This is a genomic window from Streptomyces sp. NBC_00691, from assembly GCF_036226665.1.
GTDB lineage: Bacteria > Actinomycetota > Actinomycetes > Streptomycetales > Streptomycetaceae > Streptomyces.
Genome location: NZ_CP109007.1, coordinates 675,354 through 689,000, shown reverse-complemented (window position 1 = coordinate 689,000; position 13,647 = coordinate 675,354). Strand labels below are relative to the sequence as shown.

Genomic DNA, 13,647 nt, shown 5'->3' with positions numbered 1-13,647 from the left:
CGGCGCGTCGCATCGCGCGCCGGGGCACGTACCATGGCCGTATGTCCTTCCTCCGCCGCCGTAGCGCCGCCACTCCCGCGGGCCCGGACTTCGATGTCCTGGCCATGGACCCGGGGGACTGGCCCGGCAACCTCGGCGCCGGCCTGCTGCCCGCTCCCGACGGCTCCTGCCAGGGCGTCTTCCTCCGGTACGACCTGTTCGGCGGCCGCGGCCCCGCGATGATCATCGGCAACCTGCCCGAGGGCTCCCCGGCCCGCGAGCTCACCGACGGCCAGATCCCCTTCGAGGTGGCCCAGCTCCTCGCCGCCCTGGAGAACGACGAGCCCGTCGAGGTCCTCGACACCGAGGACGTCCCCGTGATGCAGGGTGACAACCTCCTGATCGTCCGTCGGCTCAAGCTCTCCGAGAGCCGTATCTCCTGCGTCCAGTTCGACCGCAGCGACAACGTCCTCGTCACGATCGCCAGTTGGGACCGGCCGATCACCGACGACCTGTACGCGCTGCTCAAGCCGCTGCCCGCCGAGCTGTTCCAGCAGGCCTGACGGGGGAGCGGGGGCCGATGAGCGCACGCGTCGACAGCTGGATCTGGGCGGTCCGTCTCACCAAGACCCGCGCCCAGGCCGCCGCGGCCTGCCGGGCCGGGCACGTCAAGGTCAACGGCGAACGGGCCAAGCCCGCCCAGTCGGTGAAGCCCGGCGACGAGGTCCGGGTCTTCCACGGCGGGCGGGAACGGATCGTCGAGGTCAAGGAACTCCACACCAAGCGGGTCGGCCCACCGGTCGCCGTCGAGGCGTACGTGGACAACAGCCCGCCCCCGCCGCCGCGCGAGCACGTGGCCGTCGCAGCCGTGCGGGACCGGGGCGCCGGCCGCCCCACCAAGCGTGACCGCCGCGAACTCGACGAGCTGCGCGGCCGGAACGGCTGAGCGCCGACGCGTGGAGCGGCCCGTCGGGCCGCCCGCCCTCCGCCTCAGACCCTGACCGGCCCGAGGAGATCCGCCATCCGGGCCGCCGAGGTGCCGAGACCGGTCGGCCCGCGCCGCAGCAGCGCCGTACCGCTGCCCGTGTGCACGTCCTCCGCCGCGTAACGCCGCACCTTCCGGTGCCAGTTCAGGATGCCCGCGAGCCAGTCCTCCAGCTCCCGCAGATAAGCCGCGAAGGCCGCCCTGCCCTTCGCGCCGAGCCCGAACTCCTCATACATCAAAGGGACTTCACGTGCCTTGAGATGCTCGTACTGACGCAGTCGGCCCCGCATCAGGTCGTCGACCATGGCCACCGCCGTCGGGTAGTCGCAGTCGAAGAACTTCTGGAGCACCAGCACGCCGTTGTGGACCTCGCCCTCGACCTCGATCTCCTTCTGGTACGAGAACAGGTCGTTGATCAGCGTCCCGTAGTCCATGACCGCGTTCTCCAGGGCACGCACGGTCCCCGAGCGGAACAGCTCGGGCGGCAACACCTCGTCGTGCCGCAACCGGCACATCAGCGTGGTCAGTTCGGAGCCGAAGGTGCTGCGGCGCATCTCGATGTAGTCGACGGGGTCCGGCACCCGGTGCTGCGCCTGGTTGTGCAGCTCCCACAGCCAGCTGTCCAGCATGACGTCGAGCGAGTACCGCAGTCGGGTGCGGGCACCCGCCGCCATGGGGCCCGCCGTCCTGGCCCAGAGGTCGGCGAGCGAGCGCTCCAGCGGGTTCACGGCGAGCGCCGCTCCGGCGGCCGGATCGTCCACCGGCATACAGGACTTGAACCGCTCGGTCTGCTCCTGCGCGCCGCGGAGGTTGCGGGACCGTCCGAAGACCGCGGGGTAGTGGTCGTCCGCGTACGTCCCCCACGTCAGCCACTCGGCGCTGAGCTCCAGCTCCTCCAGGGTGGCGTCCGGGTCGAGCCCGGCCGAGCACAGCGCCAGGTCGAAGCCCTCCGCCATGGGCCGGTCCCAGAGGTCGTCCAGGAGCCCGAAGCGCTCGGCCCAGTCGAGCGACAGCCGACGCGCCTCCGCGTGGTGCGGGCTGACGCTCAGCGGGTACGGCAGGTCGAACTCGGGCAGCAGCGAAGGCCCCACCCGCTGGTGCGGCACGTGCGTCAGCGCCCGCAGCCGCGAGGCCGCCGGGCGCCCGAAGAGGGTGCGGATGTCGAGCGCGGAGGTGCCGAGAACCCCTTCGAGGTGGGAAGGCCGGCCGACCATGCCGTCGTTCATGTACCGGCTGGAGCGCATGTGCCACTCGTGGCCGCCGGACTGCCAGTCCTGGAGCCCCTTCGCGTACGCCGCGACGGCCGCGCACTCGGCCGCGTCGAGCCCCTTCTCGGCCGCGAGCAACGGCACTTCGGTGAGGGCCGTGTTCTCGAACTGCTGGAGCCGTGAGGTCAGCAGGTCGTTGACCGCGTTCGCCGCCTCCTGGGTCGTACAGCCGAGGAACTTCTCGAGGACGAGCACGCCGTTGCTGTTCTCACCCTCGTCCTCCACCTCGCGCTGGTACGAGAAGAGGTCGTTGCGCAGATGGACCGCGTCCGAGAAGGCGTCCCTCAGGACCCGCAGCGGCCGGGAGTACGCCACCTGGGCCGGGACCTCCGCCCCCGCCGCGTACTCGACCAGTCCCGCCGACCAGGGCGCGCCGCCCACCTTGCGCCGCATCTCGATGTACTCGACGGGGTTGGCGATCCGCCCGTCGTTGATGTTGTCGAGCTCCCAGAGCGACTCGTACAGCAGATGCTCGGTCGCCTCCGCGAACCGCACCCGCCAGCCCTCCGACATCGAGGGAACGGTCCGCAGCCAGAGATCGGCGAGCCCCGCCTCGACGGGATTCGTCGGCTCGGGCATGCCCGCCCCCGGGTCCGCCGGCATGAACAGCGGCAGCCGGTCCAGATACGTCTTGCCGCCGGCCCGGTCCTGGGGCCGCTTGAAGATCTCCAGGAAGTGGTCGTCGAAGAAGAAGACCCACGTGTACCAGTCGGTGACGAGGTTGAGCGCCTCCTCGTCGCAGTCGGGATGGGTGTACGAGCAGAGCAGCGCGTAGTCGTGGGAGTCGAGGTCGTGCGTCTCCCAGACCCCCGAACCCTCCAGCATCCCCATCTTCCGCGCCCAGTCACGGGTGTGGGTGCGGGCGGCCTCCACATGGGGATTGAGCCGCGCCGGATACGGAACATAGAAATCCGGCATTACGAAGGGCTGAGGCATCTGCGGAGGGGCCTTCCGGTGAGCAGGGGCTCTGTCCGGCCCACCTTTACCCGTCGCCCGTACGGCGCACGCGATCTCCTGAATAGTCCTATGAACGTCGAAGAGGTGATGCCGGATCGTCCATCCGGCACCACCTCTCAGCTTTCGGCCATGCCTCCGTCAGGACGGGGAAACCCGCACGTCAACAGCCTTCACAAAGGCCACTCGATGGCCGAACTGGATCTGGTAGTACTCCTCCTGGCCTCGGACGACCCTGTGCCCGCTGCTGTCGAACACCGGCGCGAAGTAGTACTCGCCCGGGGTCCTGCCGCCCACCACGTACCGCTGCCCCGCGAGCAGCCGGTACGGCAGCGGAGACACCGCCTGCACCGGCACACCCGCCGGATACGCCGAGGCCTCCGGATACGCGCGCCCGTACACCGGCACCGACGCCAGCCCCTCCCGGGGCGTCAGGACCTGCCCCCGCGCGTTGACGGCGGTCGGCTCCTTCGCCGGATTGTGGAACCAGGCCCGCTGCCCGAGGTACCAGATCGCCGTCCAGTCGCCCCGGCGCTCCGCCACCGCGTAGCTCTGCCCGGTGGAGGCGCGCGCCCCGGTGTCGTTGACCCCGGTGGTCGAGTCCTGCCCGTCGGGCCGCAGACCGATGTCCTTCACCAGGGGCGCGTCGGCGCTCGGCCCGGTGTGCAGGCGCACCGCCCCGCTGCCGTGCGGCGCGCACGCCTCACCGGCCGTGACACAGCCGGTGTACACCGGGCGGTGGGAGCCGAAGTCGGGCCGGATCGTCACCACACCGGCTCGGGGACCGGCGCTCGGCGTGATCGGCCGGCCGAGCAGCGTGAAGTAGTGCGCCCAGTCCCAGTACGGTCCCGGGTCCGTGTGCATGCCCCTGATCGTGGACGTCACCGTCCCCGGGACGTTGTCGTGGCCCAGGATGTGCTGCCGGTCGAGCGGGATGTCGTAGCGGGCCGCGAGATACCGCACGAGCCGCGCCGACGAGCGGTACATCGCCTCCGTGTACCAGGAGTCCGGCGCGGTGAGGAAGCCCTCGTGCTCGAGGCCCACGGACTTGGCGTTCACGAACCAGTTGCCCGCGTGCCAGCCGACGTCCTTGAGCGCCACGTGCTGGGCGACGTGCCCGTCGGAGGAGCGCAGCGAGTACTGCCAGGAGACGTACGTCGGATCCTGCACCAGCTGCAGGGTGACGTCCCAGGTGGCCTCGGTGTCATGGACGACGATGTAGTCGATCGACTGCGAGGCGGGCCGGTTCGCCTTGTCGTGATTGCCGTAGTCGCCGTCGCCGAACTCCTCGTACGGCGCCGGGATCCACTCGCAGGCCACCGTGCGCGGACACTCCACAGGGCCGCCGGCGGGCGGTCGCAGACCGAGACCGGCGAGCTGCGCGGTCTCCGGCGCGACCGCCGGGGCGGCCGCGAGCGTCACATTCTGCCCGCTGTCGGTCGTCCGCGACTCTCCGGACCGGATCACGTCGAACACGTCGTCCGCGTACCGGGCGGCGGTCGCCGAGTCGTCGGCGCCCGAGTAGCGCGCCACCGCCCCGTACCAGTCGGCCGGGTCAGCGCTCGCCGGCCGGCCGGACTCCCGCTGCGCGGCGGCGAGCAGCGCCGCCCCGCCCTCGATGTTCGCGGCCGTACGGCTCCGGAGCTCCTCGGTCGGAATCCCGGACAGGGCCGCCGCCCGCTCCAGCGTGCGCAGCCGCGCGGGCAACACCCCCGCGGCCGGGACGGCGGCCGGCTCGGCCGCCCGCGTGCCGGAGCGCACGGCGCGCGAGGAGTCGCCGCGCGCGTCCTCCGCGCCCTCGGAGTGATGCGGGGGCGTCTCGGCCAACGCCGTCACCGCGTCGGTCAGATGCATCGGCCCGTAGCCACCGGTCACACTCGGTGCACCACCGTGGGCGTCCCAGCGCGACTGGAGATAGGCGACGGCGAGCAGCACGCTCTCCGGTACGCCCTGGCGCGCGGCCGCCCGCGCGAACTGCTCCTGGAGCGCACCCGCCTCGGGCACCTCGGCACCGGCCGGCGGGGCGGCGGACAACAGCGGAAGCAACAGGGCCGCGGACGCGAGCGCGCCCAGGGTCTTCGGCAGACGACGCGAAGGCGTACGTCCGGACGCGGAACGGAGCAAGGCGGCCTCCAGGGGCGGGGGGTGACACCGGGGCGTGCGGGGCCGAACCCGTACAGGGGTATCGGCTCCCGGACGATCCGTCAATCACCCGTACCCGAGCGGAACTTCCCACGTCAGAGCGGGAATGGAGGCCGGACGGCGGACTTTCGCGGAGACGGGTCCCGGGCCTGGGGCGCGTCAGTGGAGTGGACCATTGTCCGGTCCCGCCGACCCGGTCGGCCCCATCGCGACCGGAGACGCCAGTGCGCCGCGTCCCGGTGTGTCGGCACCGGGCGCACGGCGCACCCCCCCGTGTCGTCGGTCGGGCCCGCGCGTTCAGCGCGTCCCGACCGCCGCGCGCACGGCCCGCCGTGCCATGGCGCAGTCGTCGTGCAGCCGCCTCAGGAGCAGCCGCTGTTCCTCACCGGGCGCGAGGGCGCCCGTGGGCATCGGTACGGAACCGGCCGGCGGAGCCTCCTTCATGGTGCGCTGCACCGCCGTCTCGTAGGTCCGGATCTCCCGCGTCAGCACGATCATCAGGTTCACCAGGAAGGCGTCCCGGGAGGCCGCGCCCGCCTGCTGCGCGAGCTGACTGATCTGGCGCCGGGCGAGCGGCGCGTCACCGAGCACCGCCCAGAGGGTCGCCAGGTCGTAGCCGGGCAGATACCAGCCGGCGTGCTCCCAGTCGACGAGGACCGGTCCGGCGGGGGAGAGGAGGATGTTGGAGAGCAGGGCGTCGCCATGACAGAACTGGCCCATGCCCTGGCGGCCGCCCGCGTGCGACAGACCGTGCAGCAGCTTCTGCAGGTCGTCCCGGTCCCGGTCCGTGAAGAGACCGAGCTCGTGGTAGCGGGCGATACGGGTGCCGTAGTCCAGCGGCGCGTCGAACGTCCCGGCCGGCGGGCGCCACGCGTTGAGGCGGGCGATCGCGCCGAGCGCGGCCCGCACATCGGCGCGGGGCGGGGCCTCGACGGGGTGGCGCGAGAGCGCCGCCGCCCGCCCGGGCATCCGCTCGATCACCAGCGTGCAGTTCTCCGGGTCGGCCGCGATCAGCCGGGGCGCCCGCACCGGCGGACGGTGGCGGACGAAGGAGCGGTAGGACGCTATCTCGTGCCGGAACCGCTCGACCCACGCGGGGGAGTGGTCCAGTAAACACTTCGCGACCGCCGTGGTCCGCCCGGTCGTTCCGACGATCAGTACGGAACGCCCGCTGCGCCGCAGCACCTGGACCGGGTTGAACTCCGGGCAGATGCGGTGGACGGAGGCGATCGCGATCTTCAGCTGCGCCCCCTGAGGGCCGGAGAGATCGATTCTCCCGCTGATCGGCTGGGTGCCCGTGCCCGCCACCCAGCGCCTCGGCCGTACGGCCTGAGGGGCGGGAGCGAGGTAGGGTCCGGCGCCGGTCGGGACGATGCGGTGCTGCGGCCGGGGCGGGGCGGACACGGAGGACGATGCTGTGTACATGGAGGTGACAGATCCCTTCGTGTGCCGACGAGTTGCGTGCGTCGCCCCGCCCGCCCCCGGTCCGCACCCTGGGGAATGAGGGCCGGTCGGCGGGGCGGGGTGGCGCGTTCCTACCTGACACCCGGGCGCGGGTGGCGGAACATCTCGCGCACCCTGGCGAAGCCTGGCGAATTGTCGCCAGGCCTATGACAGAGGGCTACTGTCAACTCAGCCGAGAACCTGGGGGCTTAGACGTGACCGGACAAACCAACACCCGCCTGGCAGACCTGTTCGGCCTGGCCGGATGGTCCAAGGGCGAACTCGCGAGACTCGTCAACCGGCAGGCGGCGGCCATGGGCCACCCCCAGCTGGCGACGGACACCTCGCGGGTGCGGCGGTGGATCGACCGGGGCGAGACCCCGCGCGATCCCGTTCCCCGGGTGCTGGCAGCACTGTTCACCGAGCGACTCGGCCGTGTCGTGACCATCGAGGACCTCGGGTTCGTACGACACGGGCGCAGCGGAAAGAGGCAGGACGTCAGGAAGACGGAGAACCCTGACGGGCTGCCCTGGGCACCCGATCGTACGGCGGCGGTCCTCACCGAATTCACGGGAATGGACCTCATGCTCAACCGACGCGGCCTGGTGGGCGCGGGTGCCGCGCTTGCCGCCGGCTCCGTACTCAGCAATGCCATGCACGACTGGCTGCAGACCGACCCCGCTCGCCAGGGAGCCCCCCAACGGGCCACCGATCCCCTCCACGCCGACCCCGCCGGGTTCGACCGCTACGAGGCCGCCCCCATCGGGTCGGAGGAGATCGAGGCACTGGAGCACTCGGTGGAGGTGTTCCGTGCCTGGGACGCCTCCCGGGGTGGCGGACTCCAGCGCAAGGCCGTGGTGGGCCAGCTCAACGAGGTGGGCGGCATGCTCGCCTACCGCCACGCCGACCACCTTCAGCGACGCCTCTGGGGCGTCGCCGCCAACCTGGCCGTCCTGGCCGGCTGGATGTCCCACGACGTGGGACTCGAACCCACGGCACAGAAGTACTTCGTCATCGCCGCGCACGCGGCCCGCGAGGGCGGCGACCGCCCGCGGGCGGGCGAGGCGCTGTCCCGTGCGGCCCGTCAGATGGTGCACCTGGGCCGGCCCGACGACGCCCTCGACCTCATGAAGCTCGCCAAGGACGGCTCGGGCGAACGCGTCCTCCCCAGGACCCGGGCCATGTTCCACACGATCGAGGCCTGGGCGCAGGCCTCGATGGGCCGGGGGCAGGCCATGCGGCGGACCCTCGGCGAGGCCGAGGACCTGTTCGTGTCCGACCGGCGCGACGAGAAGCACCCCAGCTGGATGCAGAACTTCGACGAGGCCGACCTGCACGGCATGCAGGCCCTCGCCTACCGCACCCTGGCGGACCACGACCCGGCCGCGGCCGTCCCCGCCCAGCGCCACGCCAAGCTGGCGCTCGAACTGCGGCGCGGTGGTCACGACCGTTCGAAGCTCTTCGACCACATCTCGCTCGCCTCGGCCTGCTTCATCGCCGACGATCCCGAGCAGGCCGACCGCTACGCCAGGCTCGCCCTGATGTCCATGGGGGAGACCTCGTCCCACCGGACATGGGACCGGCTCCGCGAGATGTACCGGCTGACCGGACAGTACGCCGGCTACGCGAGGATCGAGCATCTCCGTGAGGAGATCGAGCTCGCTCTGCCGAGGTCCCCGGTCAACCGGCCGAGGACGGGGCAGGCCTGAGAGGGCCGAGCGCCGGCGATGATCGTCGATGGTCGGGTTCGTCGACGGGACAGGTCGACGGGCGAGGTGGGCCGCCCGGGATCGTACCGTCGTGCCACAGCGTCGTGGCGCGCCCGTACGCGTGGCCGTCCCCGCCGCCCTGCGCCGGGCCCCCTGCCCGGATGTCGTCCGGTGGTGCCGTCAGTGTCCGACCCGGACCACCATCACACAGGCGTCGTCCTCGCGCTGTTCCTCGCCGAACTCCTCGACCACCGCGCGCACACCGTCCTGGGCGTCCCGCGCCCCGATGAGCCGCCGGCCGAGCGCGAGCAGCCTGCGCGTGCCCGTGTCGTCGTCCGGACCGCTGCCACGGGTGAGTCCGTCGGTGTGCAGCACGAGCAGGTCACCGGGGATCAGCCGGATCTCGGCCTCTCCGTAGACGGCTCCGGTCGTGGCCCCGAGGAGCACGCCCTCGGGCCGCCGGAGGACGTGCCCCGTCCCGTCGCGGAACAGCAGCGGGGCGGGGTGGCCGGCCTGCGCCCAGTTCAGGGTCTGGGCGACCGGGTCGTAGCGGCAGCACATCGCGCTGCCGAGCGCCGGCTGGACGGAGGTCTCCAGGAGCTGGTTGAGATGCCCCATCAGGGCGGCGGGCCGGATCCCGGCGACGGCCATGCCGCGCAGCGCACCGAGGAGCATGGCCATCGACGAGGTCGCGGCGACCCCGTGGCCCGTCAGGTCACCGACGGTCAGCAGCGCGTCTCCGTCGGGCAGGGCCAGTGCGTCGTACCAGTCGCCACCGATCAGACCGGTGCTGGCGGCCGGGAGGTAGTGGGCGGCCACGTCGAGCGGGGCGGGGCCGTCATGGGCGAAGCGGAGCGAGCCGCGCCACGGCGGGAGCACCGCTTCCTGGAGCTCGACGGCGACCCGTCGCTCGGTCTGCTCGATGTGGCGGCTGCGCTCCAGGCTGTCCCTGCTCTCCCGGACCGCCCGCTCGCTGCGCCGCAGTTCACTCACATCGCGGAGCACGGCCCACATCGACGCGGTGCAGCCCTCGGCGTCGAGGACGGGCTCGCCCGTCATGTGCACGGTGCGCACGCAGCCGTCGGTCCGCACGATCCGGAACTCGCCGTCGATCGGCTTTCCGTCGATCAGGCAGTCCGTCACCATGCCCTGGAGGACGGACTGGTCCTCGGCGAAGACCATCGTGGGCATCTCGTCCAGCGACATCGCTCCGCTCTCGCGCGTACGACCGAAGATCTGGAACAGCTCTTCGGACCAGCTGACCTCGTCGGTCAGGAGGTTCCACTCGGCGCTGCCGACGCGGGAGAGCAGGGAGCCGGTGCGCTGCGGGGCGATCTCGCCGTACGCGGTGCCGGGGGTCGTGGGGAGCGCGGTGTCGAGGACCGGATCCGCGGGCTCGTCGGACTCCTCGGTGACGAGCTGCTCGGGGACGCCCGAGCGAAGCTGGCCCAAGTGGGCGCCCAGGTCGTCCAGTTGGTGAACGGCCAGGTCGCACAGGGCGCGCTGCCAGCGCTGCTGGGGGTCGTCGTCGTTCACCACGGCTTCCTGGCGCACGGCGACGAGCTCGCCGCGCAGGCGGCGGGTCTGTGAGATCAGCGCGTCCACCGCGCCCGGCTCCGGCTGCTGGGCGGGGCGATCCGCGAACAGTGGGGACGGCATGTCGTACTCCGATACAGGCGCGGCACGGCCAGGCCAGGTGTGAAAGTGAGGCCCGCATACGACTGTTGCACAGCCCGGGACGGCCCGTAAGGGATTCGGCAACACTCGATCCGGTGGTGCTTCCGGCATATGTCAAAGGCCCAGCGATTATCGGCCAGTGCACGACGGGTTACGGTGCGGGGGTGGTGAACGACGAGGGATTCGGCCCGGTGGACACGCGCACGGCGGTCACGGGCGGGGCGGGTACGGGGACGGAGAAGAGCACGACAGAAGCCTCTGGTACGGCAGTTACGGGTGTGACGGGCGGGATGCGTACGGGCAGGGCGGCGGGGCCGGGCGGGGCGGCGCCAGTGGGGACACCGACGGGCGTGACGCCTCAGGACCCTGCCGGTGCTCGTGCTCCGGGAACCGCCGCCACCGGCACCGCCTTCCTGCTCGCCGCGGCGCCCGCGGGGCGCGGGCGCGCCATCGACGCCGCGTCCGTCCTGCCGGCCCTCGCCGCCGTCCCGCCCGGCGTCCTCACCGGAACCGGCACCGCCACGCTCGTCGAACTCGCCGATCCCCTCGATCCGCAGACCGTCCTGACCCGGCTGCGCGCCGCCGCGGCGAGCCCGGGGCCACTCGTGCTCTGCCTCGCGGGCCAGCTGCACCTCGACCGCCGGCAGCAGCTGCCGCACCTCGCCCTCGCCCGGACCACCCCGGCGACCCTCCGCTACACCGCGCTGCCCTGGCACTGGCTCGCCGTCGAACTCGCGGTGCGTGCCCCCGGCACCACGACCGTCGTCGCGGACCTCGCGGCGGACCCCGCCGTATGGGAGCGCCTCACCACCACACCCGGCCTCCTCCACCTGGGACCCGGTCCGACCCTCTACGGGAGGGTGACCCCCGCCCCGCGCAGAGGCGAACCCCTCGCCCCCGTGTATCTGCGGTCCTGGGCGGAGCTCTGGCGCTCCGGCGCCCGCCTCCCGTACGCCACGCTCCACGCGGAGTCCGCCGCCCAGGCGGTCGCGGCCGCGCCGGAGTCGGTCCTCCTGGCGCCCGCCCCCGCTCCCGTACCGGTCGTGGAGCAGGACCCCCACCCCGCGATCCTGGCCGCCGCGACGGCCGGACGCCACGGCGAGGCGGCGGCGGTCGCGGCGGCCTGGGAACGCGAGGCACTGCGCCGCCACGGGCCCCGGTCCTCGCAAGCCGTCCATTGGACGGAGGTACGGGCCGACCTCGCCCGCCTCGCCGGGGAACCCGCCCGCAGCTGCGAGCTGTGGCTCTCCGCCGCAGAGGCCCGGCTCGGGCTGGGGCAGCGCACGGACGACCCCGACGTCGAGGGGGCCGTGGACCGGGCCCACCACCAGTGGGAACGGATCGGCGACCGGGCGCGGGCCCGCGCCCTCGGCCCGCTGCTCGTCGCCCTGCGGCAGCGCGTCCCGGGCCGTCGGCCCGGTGCCCTGGCCGCACTGACGAGACGCATGTCCGACTGAATCCGTACGACAGCCGGCTGTCGTACGACGGGCCCTAGTGGTCGGAGCCGCTCCCACCCGCCGTGGGCAGGACGACCCGGATGCCGAACTCGTAGGTGCCGGTCGCCACCGCGATGCCGATGAACAGCGGCGCGAAGTGTTCCTGGCCCCGCGCCGTCGCGATCCCGCCCAGGTCGAGCAGCGCGTCGTCGGCCCAGCCGAGGTCGCCGACCAGACCGCGTACCACCATCTTGGCCTCCGGGTCCTCGCCGGAGAGGAACACCGTGGCCGGGCCCTCCAGGGAGTCCGGCGCGATCATCACCTTCCGGTCGACGGTGCAGAGCGTCTTCACCACTCGTGTGTCCGGGAAGGCCTGCTGGATCTCCTCACCGAGGCTGACGCCCGGATGCGAGAGCGAGCCGTCCTCCAGGAAGCCGACCCCGACGTCGAGGATGATCCTGTCGGCGAGGGCCTCCGCGCCGATCGTGCGCAGCAGGGCCACGGACGCGGTGCCCGGGGTGGCGTTCACCAGCACCTCGGCGTGGGCCGCCGCTCCCGCCGCCCCGTCGACCCGTAAGCCCGACGCGGTGAGCTCCTTCAGCTGCGAGAGCAGTTCCGGGTCGTCCGGCCGGCGTGATCCGAGGACCACGTCGTGGCCGGCCCGCACCCATGCCGAGGCGAGTGCCTGTCCTACGTTTCCCGTACCGAGAATTCCGATTCGCATGAGCGTCATCCTGGCGCCGCCGCCCCCGTCCGCACCTCGGCCCAGGGACCGTACCCTCGTCCACCCCTCGTCCTAGGCCGAAGCGACGACGGGTTCCCACGACCGCGTGCCGGGGCTGAGATGATCGGAGGCATGGCCACCTCGTCGATCTCAGCCCCGACACCGGGAACCGCCCCCCTCGCCACCGAGCGGCTCCTGCTCCGCCCCGTACGCGCCTCCGACGTGCCGGCGGTCACCCGGCTGTGGACGGACCCCGAGGTCAGGCGTCATCTGGGCGGGCCGGTCACCGAGCAGGTCGTACGGATCCGGCAGCGCCGGGTGGTCGGGGCGCCCGGCGTGTACGCGGTGGTGCGGACGTCCGACGAGGCCCTGCTCGGCCTCGTCACGGTGGAACCCGCGGCACGGGAGGGGGAGACGGAGGTCTCGTACCAGTTCCTGCCCGAGCACTGGGGGCACGGCTACGCGCGCGAGGCCGTCGCCGCCGTCGTCGAGGCCACCCTCCTCGACACCCCCACCGTGGTCGCGCTGACCCAGGAGGCGAACCAGCGCTCCCGGCGACTCCTGGAGGCCGTCGGCATGACCCACGCCTCCTCGTTCGTCGAGTACGACGCCCACCAGGTCCTCTACCGCCGCAGTCGCTGACCGCTCCGCACCCCGCGGCTCACCCGGCGCGTGTCAGCGGACCTTCTCGCCCGCCGCCAGCTTCGCCACCATGCGCTCGAGACGCTGCGCCCGGCCCTTCTCCGTGCGGGCCTGCCACAGCCGCATGATCACCAGATACTGGTCGGTCTTCCCCAGGCCCTCGAAGAAGGTTCGGGCCCCCTCGTCGGCCGCCAGCGCCGCCGCGAGGTCGTCAGGGACGGTCGCCTCCGCCTGCGACGGGTACGCGGACTCCCACCGGCCGTCCGCCTGCGCGGCCCGCACCTCGGCGAGGCCCGGCTCACGCATGCGGCCCGCCGAGGTGAGCGCCGCGACCTTGCGGACGTTCACCTGCGACCAGAGACTCCGGGACCGCCGCGGCGTGTATTTCTGGTGGTAGTAGGCCCCGTCGCCGCCCTTGCGCTGTCCGTCGATCCAGCCGAAGCAGAGCATGCAGTCGAGGATCTCCGGATTCGTCAGCGACGCGCCTCCCTTGCCCTTCTTGGCGATCCTCAGCCAGACCCCGGCGCGGTCGGCATGGTGGCTCTCCAGCCATGCCTCCAGCTCCTCGGTCCGTGTGACGGTCATCAGCTCGAGTCCCTCGTACTGCTCCACCGGATCGGTCCCCCTGTCGTCGCCTGGTCCTCGCGGACTTCGTCGGCCGTCGCCGGTCGTCGTCGTGCCGCGCCGA

Annotated in this window: 11 protein-coding genes; 5 read left to right on the top strand and 6 right to left on the bottom strand. The window is 72.5% G+C overall.

The annotated features are described in order from the left end of the window. The first annotated feature begins 41 nt into the window (after nucleotides 1-41). Together OG392_RS03175 and OG392_RS03170 are read left to right on the top strand one after the other, a co-directional pair. A complete protein-coding gene (locus OG392_RS03175; RefSeq protein ID WP_329275280.1) occupies nucleotides 42-542 on the top strand; it encodes a hypothetical protein in 501 nt (166 codons plus the stop codon). 17 nt (nucleotides 543-559) lie between these two features. Further along, complete coding sequence (locus OG392_RS03170; protein ID WP_329275278.1) at nucleotides 560-925, top strand: RNA-binding S4 domain-containing protein; 366 nt, start codon at nucleotides 560-562, stop codon at nucleotides 923-925. 44 nt (nucleotides 926-969) lie between these two features. Here OG392_RS03170 and OG392_RS03165 read toward each other — a convergent pair whose 3' ends face one another. The 3 genes from OG392_RS03165 to OG392_RS03155 form a co-directional block, all read right to left on the bottom strand. Beyond that, complete coding sequence (locus tag OG392_RS03165) at nucleotides 970-3,168, bottom strand: terpene synthase family protein (protein WP_329275275.1); 2,199 nt, start codon at nucleotides 3,166-3,168, stop codon at nucleotides 970-972. A gap of 159 nt (nucleotides 3,169-3,327) precedes the next feature. Continuing rightward, nucleotides 3,328-5,259, bottom strand: coding sequence for an N-acetylmuramoyl-L-alanine amidase (locus tag OG392_RS03160; RefSeq protein WP_329287035.1), 1,932 nt, complete (start codon nucleotides 5,257-5,259; stop codon nucleotides 3,328-3,330). Nucleotides 5,260-5,625: 366 nt separating this feature from the next. Beyond that, entirely contained in the window at nucleotides 5,626-6,753 is a 1,128-nt protein-coding gene (locus OG392_RS03155) for an aminoglycoside phosphotransferase family protein (protein WP_329275273.1), read from the bottom strand. 233 nt (nucleotides 6,754-6,986) lie between these two features. Between OG392_RS03155 and OG392_RS03150 the strand changes: the two genes are divergently transcribed. Beyond that, entirely contained in the window at nucleotides 6,987-8,480 is a 1,494-nt protein-coding gene (locus OG392_RS03150) for a DNA-binding protein NsdB (RefSeq protein ID WP_329275271.1), read from the top strand. 180 nt (nucleotides 8,481-8,660) lie between these two features. Here the strand turns inward: OG392_RS03150 and OG392_RS03145 are convergent, their stop codons facing one another. Continuing rightward, nucleotides 8,661-10,139 carry a PP2C family protein-serine/threonine phosphatase gene (locus OG392_RS03145; RefSeq protein ID WP_329275268.1) on the bottom strand — a complete coding sequence of 493 codons (1,479 nt, stop codon included), beginning with the start codon at nucleotides 10,137-10,139 and terminating at the stop codon, nucleotides 8,661-8,663. 368 nt (nucleotides 10,140-10,507) lie between these two features. Here OG392_RS03145 and OG392_RS03140 point away from each other — a divergent pair, with 368 nt between their 5' ends. Beyond that, nucleotides 10,508-11,614, top strand: a complete 1,107-nt coding sequence (locus OG392_RS03140; RefSeq protein ID WP_329275266.1) for a hypothetical protein — start codon at nucleotides 10,508-10,510, stop codon at nucleotides 11,612-11,614. 34 nt (nucleotides 11,615-11,648) lie between these two features. Here the strand turns inward: OG392_RS03140 and OG392_RS03135 are convergent, their stop codons facing one another. Continuing rightward, nucleotides 11,649-12,317 (bottom strand): NADPH-dependent F420 reductase, encoded by a 669-nt coding sequence (locus OG392_RS03135; RefSeq protein WP_329275264.1) that lies wholly within the window; start codon nucleotides 12,315-12,317, stop codon nucleotides 11,649-11,651. 132 nt (nucleotides 12,318-12,449) lie between these two features. On the opposite strand from OG392_RS03135, the gene OG392_RS03130 reads away from it, so the two are divergent. Further along, nucleotides 12,450-12,959, top strand: coding sequence for a GNAT family N-acetyltransferase (locus OG392_RS03130; RefSeq protein ID WP_329275262.1), 510 nt, complete (start codon nucleotides 12,450-12,452; stop codon nucleotides 12,957-12,959). Between the two features lie 33 nt (nucleotides 12,960-12,992). Here OG392_RS03130 and OG392_RS03125 read toward each other — a convergent pair whose 3' ends face one another. Further along, a complete protein-coding gene (locus OG392_RS03125) occupies nucleotides 12,993-13,544 on the bottom strand; it encodes a YdeI/OmpD-associated family protein (protein WP_329275259.1) in 552 nt (183 codons plus the stop codon). Nucleotides 13,545-13,647: the final 103 nt, after the last annotated feature.

What these genes read in the sequence shown, in the direction of transcription:
- OG392_RS03175 (WP_329275280.1), top strand. Translation starts at nt 42, where the DNA reads ATGTCCTTCCTCCGCCGCCGTAGCGCCGCCACTCCCGCGGGCCCGGAC.
- OG392_RS03170 (WP_329275278.1), top strand. Translation starts at nt 560, where the DNA reads ATGAGCGCACGCGTCGACAGCTGGATCTGGGCGGTCCGTCTCACCAAG.
- OG392_RS03165 (WP_329275275.1), bottom strand. Translation starts at nt 3,168, where the DNA reads ATGCCTCAGCCCTTCGTAATGCCGGATTTCTATGTTCCGTATCCGGCG.
- OG392_RS03155 (WP_329275273.1), bottom strand. Translation starts at nt 6,753, where the DNA reads ATGTACACAGCATCGTCCTCCGTGTCCGCCCCGCCCCGGCCGCAGCAC.
- OG392_RS03145 (WP_329275268.1), bottom strand. Translation starts at nt 10,139, where the DNA reads ATGCCGTCCCCACTGTTCGCGGATCGCCCCGCCCAGCAGCCGGAGCCG.
- OG392_RS03135 (WP_329275264.1), bottom strand. Translation starts at nt 12,317, where the DNA reads ATGCGAATCGGAATTCTCGGTACGGGAAACGTAGGACAGGCACTCGCC.
- OG392_RS03130 (WP_329275262.1), top strand. Translation starts at nt 12,450, where the DNA reads ATGGCCACCTCGTCGATCTCAGCCCCGACACCGGGAACCGCCCCCCTC.
- OG392_RS03125 (WP_329275259.1), bottom strand. Translation starts at nt 13,544, where the DNA reads ATGACCGTCACACGGACCGAGGAGCTGGAGGCATGGCTGGAGAGCCAC.